The 14,840-nt window shown below is 70.7% G+C and carries 13 protein-coding genes and 1 riboswitch; of the genes, 7 read left to right on the forward strand and 6 right to left on the reverse strand.

Annotated elements, in window-relative coordinates:
• The 6 genes from IF23_RS0117785 to gcvT form a co-directional block, all read right to left on the reverse strand.
• Window positions 1-555, reverse strand: a complete 555-nt coding sequence (locus IF23_RS0117785) for a GH25 family lysozyme (RefSeq protein ID WP_030284794.1) — start codon at window positions 553-555, stop codon at window positions 1-3.
• 192 nt (window positions 556-747) lie between these two features.
• Window positions 748-1,203 carry a MarR family winged helix-turn-helix transcriptional regulator gene (locus IF23_RS0117790; RefSeq protein WP_030284796.1) on the reverse strand — a complete coding sequence of 152 codons (456 nt, stop codon included), beginning with the start codon at window positions 1,201-1,203 and terminating at the stop codon, window positions 748-750.
• Window positions 1,204-1,428: 225 nt separating this feature from the next.
• Entirely contained in the window at window positions 1,429-2,811 is a 1,383-nt protein-coding gene (locus tag IF23_RS0117795; RefSeq protein WP_030284798.1) for an L-serine ammonia-lyase, read from the reverse strand.
• A 421-nt stretch (window positions 2,812-3,232) separates the two neighbouring features.
• Entirely contained in the window at window positions 3,233-4,492 is a 1,260-nt protein-coding gene (gene glyA, locus IF23_RS0117800) for a serine hydroxymethyltransferase (RefSeq protein WP_030284801.1), read from the reverse strand.
• Between the two features lie 67 nt (window positions 4,493-4,559).
• Entirely contained in the window at window positions 4,560-4,937 is a 378-nt protein-coding gene (gene gcvH, locus IF23_RS0117805) for a glycine cleavage system protein GcvH (RefSeq protein ID WP_030284802.1), read from the reverse strand.
• Window positions 4,938-5,091: 154 nt separating this feature from the next.
• A complete protein-coding gene (gene gcvT / locus IF23_RS0117810) occupies window positions 5,092-6,219 on the reverse strand; it encodes a glycine cleavage system aminomethyltransferase GcvT (protein WP_107126958.1) in 1,128 nt (375 codons plus the stop codon).
• A gap of 147 nt (window positions 6,220-6,366) precedes the next feature.
• A riboswitch (glycine riboswitch) is annotated at window positions 6,367-6,461 on the reverse strand.
• A 263-nt stretch (window positions 6,462-6,724) separates the two neighbouring features.
• Here gcvT and IF23_RS31330 point away from each other — a divergent pair.
• The 7 genes from IF23_RS31330 to IF23_RS0117845 all read left to right on the forward strand — a co-directional run bounded on the left by IF23_RS31330 (window position 6,725) and on the right by IF23_RS0117845 (window position 14,719).
• A complete protein-coding gene (locus IF23_RS31330) occupies window positions 6,725-7,531 on the forward strand; it encodes an AAA family ATPase (protein WP_245655014.1) in 807 nt (268 codons plus the stop codon).
• A 108-nt stretch (window positions 7,532-7,639) separates the two neighbouring features.
• Complete coding sequence (locus IF23_RS0117820; protein ID WP_030284808.1) at window positions 7,640-8,446, forward strand: enhanced serine sensitivity protein SseB; 807 nt, start codon at window positions 7,640-7,642, stop codon at window positions 8,444-8,446.
• A gap of 58 nt (window positions 8,447-8,504) precedes the next feature.
• Window positions 8,505-9,290, forward strand: a complete 786-nt coding sequence (locus IF23_RS0117825) for an enhanced serine sensitivity protein SseB C-terminal domain-containing protein (RefSeq protein WP_030284810.1) — start codon at window positions 8,505-8,507, stop codon at window positions 9,288-9,290.
• A gap of 410 nt (window positions 9,291-9,700) precedes the next feature.
• Window positions 9,701-10,702, forward strand: a complete 1,002-nt coding sequence (locus tag IF23_RS0117830; RefSeq protein ID WP_030284812.1) for an ABC transporter permease — start codon at window positions 9,701-9,703, stop codon at window positions 10,700-10,702.
• A gap of 96 nt (window positions 10,703-10,798) precedes the next feature.
• Complete coding sequence (locus IF23_RS0117835) at window positions 10,799-12,547, forward strand: ABC transporter substrate-binding protein (RefSeq protein ID WP_030284813.1); 1,749 nt, start codon at window positions 10,799-10,801, stop codon at window positions 12,545-12,547.
• 76 nt (window positions 12,548-12,623) lie between these two features.
• The gene (locus IF23_RS0117840; protein WP_030284815.1) at window positions 12,624-13,634 is read left to right on the forward strand and encodes an ABC transporter permease; all 1,011 of its coding nucleotides are present in this window, start codon (window positions 12,624-12,626) and stop codon (window positions 13,632-13,634) included.
• Window positions 13,631-14,719, forward strand: coding sequence for an ABC transporter ATP-binding protein (locus IF23_RS0117845; RefSeq protein ID WP_030284816.1), 1,089 nt, complete (start codon window positions 13,631-13,633; stop codon window positions 14,717-14,719). The genes IF23_RS0117840 and IF23_RS0117845 overlap by 4 nt, the downstream gene beginning before the upstream one ends.
• Window positions 14,720-14,840: the final 121 nt, after the last annotated feature.

A 14,840-nucleotide genomic window follows, 5' to 3' on the forward strand; every position in this document is an offset into this window, starting at 1 on the left:
TTATGCCGGGTGCGCCCACTTCTTGAGGGCGGCCTTGCTCGCGAAGTCCGCGACGTCCTTGTCGAGCGGCCGGTCGGTGTACTGGTGGATCCGCCACTTCGCCTTGATCCGCGGATGCCCGGCCTGTACGTAGTCGGCGACCCACAGACCGTCACCGGCGTACGAGGTGGTGTCGTGGTTCAGCCAGAAGCTGCGGTTGCAGTAGAGCATCACCCGGTGCGTGGGGCGGAGCTTCTTCACCTCTTTGATGAACTGGTCCTTCTGCGCGTTGCTCGCGTAGGTGCCGCTGCCGGTGGTCTCCCAGTCGGCGGCGAGGATGTCCCCGCCGACCGAGGCGCACTTCTCGACGAAGTACCGCGCCTGCGCCGCGATGTTCCCCGGCCACAGGAAGTGGTAGAACCCGACCACACACCCGGCCTTGCGCGCCTTCGCCGCCTGCGCCGACTGGTGGGGGTTGATGTACGAGCGGCCCTCGGTGGCCTTGATGATCACGAAGTCCAGCCCGTCGGTCGAGAACGACGTGTTGTACGAGCTGACATCGACACCGTGCAGCATGAGCGGCCTCCCGCCGTTGCGACCTGCTTCTCCGAACCGTCCACTGCGTTCCAGCAGTTCAGCACGTTCACCGAGGAAGACGCCAGATCACTACCGAGAAGTTCCGCAGCGTGACGAGCAGTTGACACGGAGGAGGGGAACCCCGGCGGCGTGCGGCGGTTGGGGCGGGGGAGTCGAAAGGGTGACCGGGGATCAGGTGCTGGGCTGCGTGGGGTGGCGCAGTTGTTCGGCGGCGTCCGAGACGCGGTGCAGCAGCTCGACGAAGAGGGTCTGCTCGGACGGTGCCAGCGGGGAGAGGAAGAGCTGGTTCATCCGCGCGGAGCGGACCGCGAGCTTGCGGTGGACGCGGACGCCCTCGTCGGTGGCGCGCAGCGCCGCGCGGCGGCCGTCCCGGGGATCGCGGATCTTGTCGACCATCCCGCGCACCACCAGCCGCCGGATCACCTCGGCGATGGTGGAGCGGTCCAGACCGACCCGCTCACCGACCGTGCGCTGATCCAGTCCGTCCTCACCGACCAGGGAGTTGAGGACCGCGAACTGCGGGGAGGTGACCTCCTCGGAGACCATGGTCGTCCACAGCAGGGTGTGGGCCTGCTGGAACCGCCTGGCCAGGGGGCCCGGATGGCTGCTGAGGTCGAGCGTGGTCACGCCGCCCCTCCTTCCCGGTCGAAGCTCGGGCCCGTACGCACTGCGCGTCCGGAGCGGCACTCATTGTAGCGGCGCGCCGGGCCGTGGATGAGCGCTTTGACCAGGGGGGATGTGATACCGAAACCCGGTTCGCGGGTAGGTTTCCGCCCGCCCCGCGGGGCGGGCGGCGGGTGGTGCGGCGGTGGCCCCGGACCGCCGCGCGCGGCACCGGTCCGGGGCCGTCGCTCAGCACTCGATGATGTTCACCGCGAGCCCGCCGCGCGCGGTCTCCTTGTACTTCACCGACATGTCCGCGCCGGTGTCCTTCATCGTCTTGATGACCTTGTCCAGCGAGACATGGTGGCGCCCGTCGCCGCGCAGCGACATCCGGGCGGCGGTGACGGCCTTGACGGACGCCATGCCGTTCCGCTCGATGCACGGGATCTGCACCAGACCGCCGATCGGGTCGCAGGTCAGGCCGAGGTTGTGCTCCATGCCGATCTCCGCGGCGTTCTCCACCTTCTCCGGGGTGGCGCCGAGGACCTCGGCGAGCCCGCCCGCCGCCATCGAGCAGGCCGAGCCGACCTCGCCCTGGCAGCCGACCTCCGCGCCCGAGATGGAGGCGTTCTCCTTGAAGAGCATGCCGATCGCACCGGCGGCCAGCAGGAAGCGGACCACACCGTCCTCGTCGGCGCCGGGCACGAAGTTCACGTAGTAGTGCAGGACCGCGGGGATGATCCCGGCCGCGCCGTTGGTGGGGGCGGTCACCACCCGGCCGCCGGCCGCGTTCTCCTCGTTGACGGCCATCGCGTAGAGGGTGATCCACTCCATGGCGTGCGCCTGGGCGTCGCCCTCGGCGCGCAGCGCGCGGGCGGCGTTGGCGGCCCGGCGGCGGACCTTCAGACCGCCCGGCAGGATGCCCTCCCGGGTCATGCCGCGCTCCACGCACGCCTGCATCACCCGCCAGATCTCCAGCAGCCCGGCGCGGATCTCCTCCTCGGTGCGCCACGCCTTCTCGTTCTCCAGCATCAGCGCGGAGATGGAGAGCCCGGTCTCCTGCGTCAGCCGCAGCAGTTCGTCGCCGGTGCGGAAGGGGTGCGTCAGGACGGTGTCGTCGAGCTTGATCCGGTCCTCGGCCGCCGCGTCCTCGTCGACGACGAAGCCGCCGCCCACCGAGTAGTACGTCTTCTCCAGCAGCGGCGCGCCGTGCTCGTCGTAGGCGAAGAGGGTCATGCCGTTGGCGTGGTACGGCAGCGAGCGGCGGCGGTGCAGGATCAGCTGGGTCGCCTCGTCGAAGTCGATCTCGTGGGCGTCCCCTATCTCGGCGGCCAGCAGGCGCAGCCGCCCGCTCTCGCGGATCTCGGCGACCCGGGTGTCGGCGTTCTCCACGTCGACGGTGCGCGGGGAGTGGCCCTCCAGGCCGAGCAGGACGGCCTTGGGGGTGCCGTGGCCGTGGCCGGTGGCGCCGAGCGAGCCGAAGAGTTCCGCGCGCACCGAGACGGTCTGGGCGAGCAGCCCGTCCTTCTTGAGGCGTCCGGCGAACATCCGGGCCGCACGCATGGGGCCCACCGTGTGGGAGCTGGAGGGGCCGATGCCGATGGAGAAGAGGTCGAAGACGGAGATGGCCACGGTGGCGGACTCCCTTGTCTGCTCGTGAGGGGCGGTGCGGGCGGAGAGGGGGTGATCGGGAGGTTGGTGCGGGTTTCGGGGTGTATCGGTGCCGACGAACGAGCGTAACCCGGACACGGTGCGGGCCGTCGCCCACGGCCCTACGGGCGGCCGTCGGCCGGAGGAACGGCGGGTGCCGGGGCGGTGACGCACCGCGGGGACGGCCGCACGGAGCGGTCGGCGCGGGGCCCCGCCGTCGGTGTACGCGGCCGGTGCCGTACCCGTTCTGCGGCCTTCCCACCGGATCGTTCCGTGTCGGAGGGCAGGCAGACGGCGAGCCCGGGACCCGGGGCCCCGGGCTCGTGGCCCGTACCGCCCCCGGGCACCGCGTGGTGCGGCGCCCGGAGGCCACGGCGCGCGGCGGTGCGCCGCGCGCCCCCTCTCAGAGCGAGGGGTAGAGCGGGTGCTTCGCGGCGAGGGTGGCGACCCGCGCCTTGAGCGACTCGACGTCGTACGACGGCTTCAGCGCCTCGGCGATGACGTCGGCGACCTCGCGGAAGTCGTCGGCGTCGAAACCGCGGGTGGCCAGTGCCGGGGTGCCGATCCGCAGACCCGAGGTGACCATCGGGGGCCGCGGGTCGTTCGGGATGGCGTTGCGGTTGACCGTGATGCCGACCTCGTGGAGACGGTCCTCGGCCTGCTGGCCGTCCAGCTCGCTGTGGCGCAGGTCCACCAGGACGAGGTGGACGTCGGTGCCGCCGGACAGGACCGAGACGCCCGCCTCGGTGACGTCCGGCTGGATCAGGCGCTCGGCCAGGATGCGGGCGCCGTCCAGGGTGCGCTGCTGGCGCTCCTTGAACTCCTCGGACGCCGCGACCTTGAAGGAGACCGCCTTGGCCGCGATGACGTGCTCCAGCGGACCGCCCTGCTGACCGGGGAAGACCGCGGAGTTGATCTTCTTGGCCAGCTCCTGGGTGGAGAGGATCACGCCGCCGCGCGGACCGCCCAGGGTCTTGTGGGTGGTGGTGGTGACGACGTGGGCGTGCGGCACCGGGTTGGGGTGCAGCCCCGCGGCGACCAGACCGGCGAAGTGCGCCATGTCGACCATCAGGTACGCGCCGACCTCGTCCGCGATCTTGCGGAAGGCGGCGAAGTCGAGCTGACGCGGGTAGGCGGACCAGCCCGCGACGATCAGCTTCGGGCGGTGCTCACGGGCGAGGCGCTCGACCTCTGCCATGTCGACCAGGTTGGTCTTCTCGTCGACGTGGTAGGGCACCACGTTGTAGAGCTTGCCGGAGAAGTTGATCTTCATGCCGTGGGTGAGGTGACCACCGTGGGCGAGGTTCAGGCCCAGGATGGTGTCGCCCGGCTTGATCAGCGCGAACATCGCGGCGGCGTTGGCCTGCGCACCGGAGTGCGGCTGGACGTTGGCCGCCTCCGCGCCGAAGAGCTCCTTGATGCGGTCGATCGCGATCCGCTCGACCACGTCGACGTGCTCGCAGCCGCCGTAGTAACGACGGCCGGGGTAGCCCTCGGCGTACTTGTTGGTGAGAACCGAGCCCTGCGCCTCCATGACCGCGACCGGAGCGAAGTTCTCCGAGGCGATCATTTCGAGGGTGGACTGCTGACGGTGCAGCTCGGCATCGACGGCGGCGGCGACGTCGGGGTCGAGCTCGTGGAGGGAGCTGTCGAGAAGCGACATGGATCTTCTCCTGGAGGGTCAGGGGGCGCGGAGCGCTTCCGGTACGGGCGGCGGCCGAGCGGCGGACTCAGCCGGCGGTGAAGGCGGTGTACTCGTCCGCGGAGAGCAGGTCGTCCGGCACCGCGGTGACCTTCACCTTGAACAGCCAGCCGCCCTCGAACGGGGCGGTGTTCACCAGCGAGGGGTCGTCGGTGACACCCTCGTTGACCTCGGTGATCTCGCCGTCCACCGGCGCGTAGAGATCGCTGACCGACTTGGTCGACTCCAGCTCGCCGCAGGTCTCGCCCGCGGTGATGGTGTCGCCGACCTTCGGCAGGTCCACGTAGACGACATCGCCGAGCGCGTTCGCCGCGTGCTCGGTGATGCCGACCGTCGAGACGCCGCCCTCGGCGTCCGACAGCCACTCGTGCTCCTTGCTGTAACGCAGGTGCTGGGGGTTGTCCATGGGTCGATTCTCCTGTACGCGAGGGTGTGGTGGTGAAAGGGGTCTTGCACAGTGAGACACACCGGTGGCGGCCGGGCCGCACCGGCCCGGCGCGGCGGTCCCACCGGTGGTGAGGTGTCCCGCTACGGGCTACTTCGCCCGCCGGGAACGCGGGCTACTTCTCCCGCTTGTAGAAGGGCAGCGCCACGACCTCGTACGGCTCGTGGCTGCCACGGATGTCGACCTTGACGCCCTCGGTGCCCGGGGCGGCGTGCGCGGCGTCGACGTACGCCATCGCCACCGGCCTGCCCAGCGTCGGCGACGGCGCGCCGGAGGTCACCTCACCGATCACGGTGCCCGCGGCGTCGACCACCGTGTAGCCCGCGCGCGGCACCCGGCGGCCCTCGGCGATCAGACCGACGAGCTTGCGCGGCGGCCGCTCCTCGGCGCGGGCGGCGGCCGCCTCCAGCGCGGCGCGGCCGACGAAGGCGCCGCCGTTGGAGGTCTTCTCGAACTTCACGACCCGGCCCAGACCCGCGTCGAACGGCGTGGTCGCCGTCGTCAGCTCGTGGCCGTAGAGCGGCATGCCCGCCTCCAGGCGCAGCGTGTCGCGGCAGGACAGACCGCACGGCACCAGACCCACGCCCTCGCCCGCCGCCAGCAGCGCCGCCCAGAGCGCGGGCGCGTCGTCCGGCCGGACGAACAGCTCGAAGCCGTCCTCGCCGGTGTATCCCGTACGGGCGATGAGCGCGTCGACCCCGGCGACCGTGCCGGGCAGTCCGGCGTAGTACTTCAGCCCGTCCAGGTCGGCGTCGGTGACGGACTTGAGGATGCCGGGGGACTCCGGGCCCTGCACGGCCAGCAGCGCGTAGGCGTCGCGGTCGTCGCGGATCGCGGCGTCGAAGCCACCGGCCCGGGCGGTCAGCGCGTCCAGGACGGTCTGCGCGTTGGAGGCGTTGGCGACGACCATGTACTCCGTCTCGCCCAGGCGGTAGACGATCAGGTCGTCGAGGATGCCGCCGTCCTCCTGGCAGATCATGGTGTAGCGGGCGCGGCCCGGCTTCACGGAGCCGATGTTGCCGACCAGCGCGTGGTCGAGGAGGTCGGCCGCCTGCGGGCCGGTGACGGTGATCTCGCCCATGTGGGAGAGGTCGAAGAGACCGGCGCGGGTGCGGACGGCGACGTGCTCGTCGCGCTCGCTGGCGTAGCGCAGCGGCATGTCCCAGCCCGCGAAGTCGGTCATGGTCGCGCCCAGCGCGCGGTGGACGGCGTCGAGCGCGGTGCGGCGGGGGGCATCGGTCATGGTGGGCTCCCGGACAGGATGAGAGGACATGTCTCCCCATCTGTCATCGGAACCTGAGAGGTTCACCGGAATCCCGCGAACGGGCCGGTTTGCACCTTGGGTGGAACCGCCTCCCGGACCGGGCCGCGGCTCGCTTTTCAGATCTGCCTCGCCCGCGCGGTATAGGGGCCTGAGAGATTCAAGGGAGGACTTGCTCCTTCGGCGCCCCGGCGCACGGCCGGGGACTCTCCCGCGCGGATTCAAGCGGCCGGTATGCAGTTGACCGTGCACGGCGGAACACCGAAGTGCACGTGGCGCCGACATCATTGCACGGGAACGCCGCACGTAGGAGCCCCGGTCCGGAACCCGCCCGGCCGACCGGACGGAGCACCTCCGTACGACCCCTGCCGCACCGGGCCCCGGCACCGGAACACCCCACGCCTTGAAGCGCATTACCTTTCCTTGACACTGTGCGGGGAGGGGACGGGGCGCCGCCCGGACCCGCCGAGGGGGAGGGGCGATCACGGTGCAGAGCGAAGCCATGCGCACGGCCATGCCGGGGACCGGGGGCACCGCGCCCCCCGGCCTCGTACCCGCGCCCCGCACACCCCGGGAACCGCGCGGGACGCGGCCACGGCGCCCGGACGGCCCACCGGCCCCGGCCCGCGCCGCCGCCCCGGACCGCTCCGCCGTCACCGATCTGCGCTCCCGCCCCGCCGCCGCGCTCCCGGCCGAACTCCGGTTCCCGGCGGGCGCGGTCGTCGTCGTCTCCGGGCTGCCCGGCAGCGGCAAGAGCACCCTGATGCACCGCGCCGTCCCGGCGGCCGACGACGGCGGGGCGCCCGTCCACCGCGTCGACTCCCAGGACGTGCGCGAACGCTGGGAGCGCGGCCGGTTGCGCCGGGTGCCGTACGTCCTCTACCGGCCACTCGTCCGGGTGGCGCACTACCTCGGGCTGCGCCGGGTGCTGCGTTCGGGACGGGGCGCGGTGGTGCACGACTGCGGGACGCAGCGCTGGGTACGCCGCTGGATCGCCCGCGCCGCGCGCCGCGGCGGACGCCGTCCGCATCTGCTGCTGCTCGACGTCCCGCCGCAGGTGGCCCGGTGCGGCCAGCGCTCGCGCGGGCGCGGGGTGTCCGGCTACGCCTTCGCCCGGCACCGCGCGGCCGCCCGGCGGCTGATCGGGGACGCGGCGGCGGGCCGCCCGCCCCGGGGTTTCGCCTCCGCCGTGCTGCTGGACCGGGCCGCGGTGGACCGGCTGCGCGCGCTCCGTTTCGGCGGTGGCGGTCCCGCGGCCCGGGCGGCGGACGCGGCGCCGCCGTCACTCGTCTAGGGTCGGTCGTCACACCCCCGTGCCCGCCCTCCGGGCGACGGCGGGGGTGTGACGACAGGCCCTAGGCTCGTCGGCCGGAGTGCGCGGTACGGAAGCGGATGGATGGACATGAACTTTCCCGAGCAGGGGATCGAGCAGGGAATACCGCGGCTGGCGTGGCCCGCCAACGAACTGGAGGAGGTCCTCTCGGCCTCGGTCGGCCACCCCGGTGCGGGCGCCCGGATCGTGGAGGTGCTGGGCCGCAGCCGCCTGTGGGTGCCGCTGCCCAACGGCGGCGGCCCGGACGCCGCGGGCCCCGGCGGCCGGGGTCTTGACCTGCCCACCGTCGTGATCGACGACGTGGCGTACGTCCCGGTGTTCAGCTCCGAGGAGGAGTTCCTGCGGACCGTCGGCGCGCACATGTCCTTCGCCGTCGCCCCGGCGCAGGAGTTCGCGCGCGGGCTGCCGCCGCTGCTCGGTATCGCCGTCAACCCCGGCGGCACGGTCGGCACCACGCTGCCCGCGCCCGCGGTGGCCGAACTGTGCCGGGAGACCGGGACCGGGGCGCCCGCGCCCGTCGGCGGCCGGGTGCGGCTCTTCGAGCCGGACTGGCAGGAGGAGCCGGTGGACTTCCTCGCGGCCGCCGGGCTGGAGTTCTCCGCCGTCGGAATTGTCCGAACTGCCCGACGTGCCCTGGCCAGTGTGGAGGGCGACACGCCCGCACTCTTCGTCGGAGTCGAGATCGACGCCACCCTCGCCGACCCCTACGACGACACCACCCGCGAGGCGGCCGTCGCGGCCCTGGGGCGCGCGCTCGGCACGGTACCGGTGGCCTGGCCCGTCCAGTTGGTGCTGCTGGACGTCGCCCAGGGCGACCCGGTCGCCGACTGGATGGGCGCGCGCGTACGGCCCTTCTACTCCCGCGACCACTCGTAAGCTGGACGGACGACGGGCGGACGTACCCCACGCGGCCGCCGGAGAAGGGACGGACCACGTGAGCGCGGGTGCGCATCAGGGAGCGGCGGCAGGCCGGGTCGAGCAGATGCTGGGGCAGGTCACGCCCGGTCGCTACGACGCCTACGAAGCGCTGCTGCACGCGCTCGCCGCCGGTCAGGTCTGGATGCTGCTCTGGCACGGCCGCGCCGGGATGCCCGACGCGCAGTACGGGAACATGGAGGTCGACGGCCTGGGCTACGCGCCCTGCGTCACCTCCGCCCCCGAACTGGCCGCCTCCGGCTGGAACCGTGACCACGAGTTGGTCACCGGTGTCGAGATCGCCTCCGCCCTCTTCCCCGACCGCTGGGGCCTCTGGCTGAATCCGCACGCCCCCGGTGGCGGCGTCGGCATCCCCTGGCTGGATCTGCGCCGGATCGCCGGGGGCCTCGACCGGCTGCCCGCCGGACCGCTGCGGATCACCGAACCGGTCATCGACCTCCCGCAGTTCTACGCCCTGCTCGCACAGAACGCCCACCGCACGCCCGCCGTACGGTCGTTGCGCCGCGCCTGGGTGCAGCCCGCCCTCGGCGCCCCGTACCTCGCCCTCGGTCTGGACCTCTACGACGCGGGCCAACAGGGCGTGGAGGCCGCCCGGTTGATGGCCCAGCAGGCCATGGGCGCGGTCCCCGACGGGCTGCCCGTCTCGACCGTCGCGATGCACGACGAGTACGACCCGGTCGCCATGTGGATGCGGGCCTGCGCCCGCCCCTTCTTCGACCGCGAGGGCTACGGCGTCCCGGCGCAGCCGCCCGCCCCCGGGTACGGCTACCCGCGCCCCTACTGACCCGGACGGCGTGCCCTCCGGGCCGCCCCCGGGTGCTCCGTCGTCCTGGACACGGCGCCGCAAATCACCCTGTTCGCCCGCGAGTTGACGGGCGTTTTCCCGCCACCGAATTCTCCGCTCAGACGCCCGTTGCGTCCGGATAGCGGAGGCTTGTGGACCAGATCACAGTTGCGCATCCATTCACCTTGGGGGCTGGTGAGTGATCGCGAATCGGATGAAGACTCCGGCAGCAGGGCATCGGCCCTGTGTACGAACACCATCCGGACACCTGCCAGGTGAACGCGCAGCGTTTCGTGTTGCGAACGTTCCGTGGCAACCCGTACCAGGCGTGCGGCGGCGATGGGGACCAGGCCGCGAGTGCGGCGGGGTGTGAGGCCGGCCACCGTCGGCCGAGAGGGGTCAAAAGCACTGTGACCGCACCGATCGAGACAACCGGCGCGGCTGCCCAGACGCAGCCGGAAGCGGTGCTGAAGGGCGTGGAGGGCAAGCGGATCGAAGGCCGTTCGCTCGGCCGTATCGCACTGCTGCGCTTCCGGCGCGACAAGGTCGCGGTGGCCGGTGCCATCGTTGTCATCCTGCTGATCGCCGTCGCCGCGCTCTCCCGCCCGCTCCAGGCGCTGCTCGGTCTCGACCCGGACAGCCCCAACCAGTCGCTGATCGACCCCAACACCACGCTCCCCAAGGGCGATCTGGGCGGGATGAGCGGTGCCCATCCGCTGGGCGTGGACCCGAAGTTCGGCCGCGATCTGCTCGCCCGGGTGCTGGAGGGCTCCTGGGTCTCGCTGATCGTCGCCTTCGGCGCCACCCTGCTGTCCGTGGCGATCGGCACGGTCATGGGTGTGATCGCCGGTTTCTACCGCGGTCGGGTCGACGCGGTGATCAGCCGGCTGATGGATGTCTTCCTGGCGTTCCCGCTGTTGCTGTTCGCCATCGCGATTTCCGCCTCGCTCCAGGGAGGCGCTTTCGGCCTCACCGGACTGCCGCTCCACCTCTCCGTACTGATCTTCGTCATCGGCTTCTTCAACTGGCCGTACATGGGCCGGATCGTGCGGGCACAGACTCTGTCGCTGCGGGAGCGGGAGTTCGTCGACGCGGCGCGCGGTATGGGCGCGCGCGGTCCGTTCATCCTCTTCCGCGAACTGCTGCCCAACCTCGTCGGCCCGATCGTCGTCTACTCGACGCTGCTGATCCCCTCCAACATCCTCTTCGAGGCGGCGCTGAGCTTCCTGGGCGTCGGCATCCAGCCGCCCCAGGCGTCCTGGGGCGGCATGCTCAACCAGGCGGTCAAGTACTACGAGGTCGACCCGCAGTACATGCTCGTCCCCGGTCTCGCCATCTTCGTCACCGTGCTCGCGTTCAACCTGCTCGGTGACGGTCTGCGGGACGCACTGGACCCCCGCGGCGGCCGCTGAGCCGGCCCCCCGCCCGCCGCACCGCGTCCGGTCGTTCCGAAGTTTTCCGAAGTCATCTCTCGAAGTGTTCGACGATTGAAGGGGAGCGCCACCAACATGCGAAGGTCAGTTCCGGTCGCGGCGATAGCGGCCATCACCAGCGCGGGCCTGCTGGCAGGCTGCACGGGGGGCGCCGGATCCACCGCCTCCGGCAAGGCGAACGCCGCCACCGAGGGCATCGTCAACGCCTCGGACGCGAAGGGTGGCACGGTCACCTACGCGATGAGCGACGCCCCGGAGTCCTTCGACCCCGGCAACACCTACTACGCGTTCGTGTACAACTTCAGCCGCCTCTACGCGCGTTCCCTGACGACCTTCAAGCCGGCTCCCGGCCCCAAGGGCAACGAGATCGTCCCGGACCTCGCCGAGTCGATGGGCAAGTCCTCCGACGGCGGCAAGACCTGGACGTACAAGCTCCGCAAGGGGGTGAAGTTCGACGACGGCACCGCCGTCACCTCGCAGGACGTCAAGTACGCCGTCGAGCGCTCCAACTTCGCCCGCGACACGCTCTCCCTGGGGCCGAACTACTTCCAGCAGTTCCTCAAGGACAACGACGGCGACGGCTACAAGGGTCCGTACAAGGACAAGAGCAAGGCCGGTCTGAAGTCCATCGAGACGCCGGACGACCACACCATCGTCTTCCATCTGAAGAAGGCGTTCGCGGAGTTCGACCAGCTGGTCAGCGCCCCGCAGACGGCGCCGGTCCCGCAGGCCAAGGACAAGGGCGCCGACTACACCAGATCCGTGGTCTCCACCGGCTCGTACAAGTTCCAGGACTACCAGGAGGGCAAGCAGCTCACCCTCGTCCGCAACCCGTACTGGTCGGCCAAGACGGACCCGCTGCGCAAGCAGCTGCCGGAGAAGATCGTCCTGAAGCTGAAGGTGGCGCAGTCCACCATCGACAAGGACCTCCTCGCCGGGAACACCATGGTCGACATGGCGGGCAAGGGCGTCGACGCGCAGACCCAGGCGCAGTTGCTGACCGACTCCAAGGAGAAGGGCAACACCGACAACGCCCTCGGCCAGCGGCTCAACTACCTGGCGATCAACACCAAGGTGAAGCCGTTCGACAAGCTCGAATGCCGCCAGGCGATCGAGTACGCCGTCGACAAGAAGGCCGTCCAGACCTCCCTCGGCGGCCCGATCCGCGGCGACATCGCCTCCACCGTCCTGCCGACGGACATCCCCGGCTACCAGAAGTTCGACCAGTACCCGCAGAAGTACTCGGGCGACAACCTCGACCTCGGCGACGCCAAGAAGAAGTGGGCCGACTGCGGTGCCGGGAACGTCTCCACCACCATCCTCGCCCGCAGTGACCGGCAGGAGGAGGTGGACGCGGCGACCTCCGTCATCTCCTCGCTGAAGAAGATCGGCGTCAACGCCAAGATCCAGCAGTACCCGAGCAGCAAGTACTTCTCGGACTACGCGGGCGTGCCGTCCTTCAACAAGAAGAACGACGTCGGTCTGATGATGATGCAGTGGGGCGCCGACTTCCCGACCGGCTACGGCTACCTCCAGCAGATCCTCAACGGCAAGGCGATCTCCCAGTCCGGCAACACCAACCTCTCGGAGACGGACGACCCGGAGATCAACAAGCTCCTCGACTCCGCCGTCGCCGACCCGGACAAGGCCGGGCGCGAGAAGGCGTACGCCGAGATCGACAAGAAGGCGATGAGCCAGGCCCTGATGGTCCCGCTCACCTACTTCAAGGTCCTGAACTACCGCTCCCCGAAGGCCACGAACATGGTGGCCACCTCGGCCTACAGCGGGCAGTACGACTACCTCAACATCGGCGTCAAGAAGTAAGTCCCGGAAGGCAGGTGAAGGCATTGGTGCCCGCGGCCGGCCCCCTCGGCCCCGCGGGCACCGACGCCGCATCCCCGTGTTCTCGTACCTCATCCGCAGGGTGATCAGCGCGGTGATCCTGCTGCTGATCGTCAGCGCGGTCACCTTCGGCATCTTCTTCCTGTTGCCGAAGATCGCCGGGCAGACCACCGACCAGCTCGCGCAGCAGTACATCGGCAAGTCGCCGACGCCCGCCGACATCGCGGCGGTGAAGAGGAACCTCGGCCTGGACAAGCCCGTGTACGAACAGTACTGGGAGTTCCTCAAGGGCATCTTCACCGGCGTCGACTACAAGTTCGGCCCCGAGGCGGCGCGGTGCCACGTCCCGTGCTTCGGCTACTCCTTCAAGACCCATATCGAGGTCTGGCCGGAGATCCGGTCCCGCCTGCCGGTCACCCTGTCGCTCGCCGTCGGCGCGGCCGTCGTCTGGCTCGTCTCCGGCATCACCACCGGCGTCATCTCCGCGCTCCGCCCCGGCTCGCTCTTCGACCGGCTGTCGATGGGCGTCGCCCTGGCCGGGGTGTCGCTGCCGATGTTCTTCACCGGAGCCATCGCGCTGGCGCTCTTCACCTACCAGTGGCCGATCTTCGAACGCAGCGATTACGTCCCGCTCTTCGACAACCCGTTCCTGTGGGCCAGAACGCTGGTCCTGCCCTGGGTGACGCTGGCGTTCCTCTACTCGGCGCTCTACGCCCGGCTGACCAGGGCGGGCATGCTGGAGACGCTGAGCGAGGACTACATCCGCACCGCGCGCGCCAAGGGTCTGGGGGAGCGCACCGTCGTCGTCCGGCACGGGCTGCGCGCCGCGCTGACCCCGCTCATCACCGTGTTCGGCATGGACCTGGGGCTGCTGCTGGGCGGTGCGCTCATCACCGAACAGGTCTTCTCGCTCCAGGGCGTGGGCGCCTTCGCCGTCCAGGCGATCACCGCCAACGACCTGCCCAACATCCTCGGCGTCACCCTGCTCGCCGCGTTCTTCATCGTCCTGTGCAACCTGGTGGTGGACGTCCTGTACGCCGCCGTCGACCCGCGCGTGAGGCTCTCGTGACCGACTCCGACGACACCGCATCCGGCGCCCCGAAGCCGCCCGGCGAGGGCGCCCCCTTCCTCGACGTCCGCGATCTGAAGGTGCACTTCCCGACCGACGACGGCCTGGTCAAGTCCGTCGACGGCCTCTCCTTCACGCTGGAGAAGGGCAAGACCCTCGGCATCGTCGGCGAGTCCGGCTCGGGCAAGTCCGTCACCTCGCTCGCCGTGATGGGGCTGCACCGCGCGTCGCGGCGGCAGCGCGCCACGGTCCGGATGTCCGGCGAGATCCGGCTGGACGGCCAGGAGCTGATCGGCGCCGACCCGGACGAGGTACGCCGGTTGCGTGGCCGCCGGATGGCGATGATCTTCCAGGACCCGCTCTCCGCGCTGCACCCCTATTACACGGTCGGCAAGCAGATCGTGGAGGCGTACCGCGTCCACCACGACGTCGACAAGAAGACGGCGCGCAAGCGGGCGATCGAGATGCTGGACCGGGTCGGCATCCCGCAGCCGGACAAGCGGGTGGACGACCATCCGCACCAGTTCTCCGGCGGGATGCGCCAGCGCGCGATGATCGCGATGGCACTGGTCAACAACCCCGAACTGCTCATCGCGGACGAGCCGACCACCGCGCTGGACGTCACCGTCCAGGCGCAGATCCTCGATCTGATCCGCGATCTGCAGAAGGAGTTCGGCTCCGCCGTCATCGTGATCACCCACGATCTGGGCGTGGTGGCCGAACTCGCGGACGACCTGCTGGTCATGTACGGCGGCCGGTGCGTCGAGCGCGGCCCCGCCGACAAGATCTTCGAGGCGCCGCAGCACCCTTACACCTGGGGTCTGCTGGGCTCCATGCCGCGCATCGACCGGGACCACACCGACCGGCTGATTCCGGTCAAGGGCTCGCCGCCCAGCCTGATCAACGTCCCCTCCGGGTGCGCCTTCAACCCGCGCTGCCCGTACGCGGACGTGCCCAAGGACGACCTCACCCGTACGGTCCGCCCCGAACTCACCGAGGCCACGACCGGCCACTTCTCCGCGTGCCACATGGCCCCGGCGGAGCGGAAGCGGATCTGGACCGAAGAGATTGCGCCGAAGCTGTGAGCGAGAACGCGAAGAAGAAGTCCGGGAAGGCCGGGGAACCGGCGGAGACCGAGCAGACCCGGGAGCCCGCGGAGGCCGGGGCGGCTGCGGAGGCCCAGGAATCTGCGGAGGCCGGGGCGGC

This window comes from Streptomyces catenulae, assembly GCF_000718015.1.
GTDB lineage: Bacteria > Actinomycetota > Actinomycetes > Streptomycetales > Streptomycetaceae > Streptomyces > Streptomyces catenulae.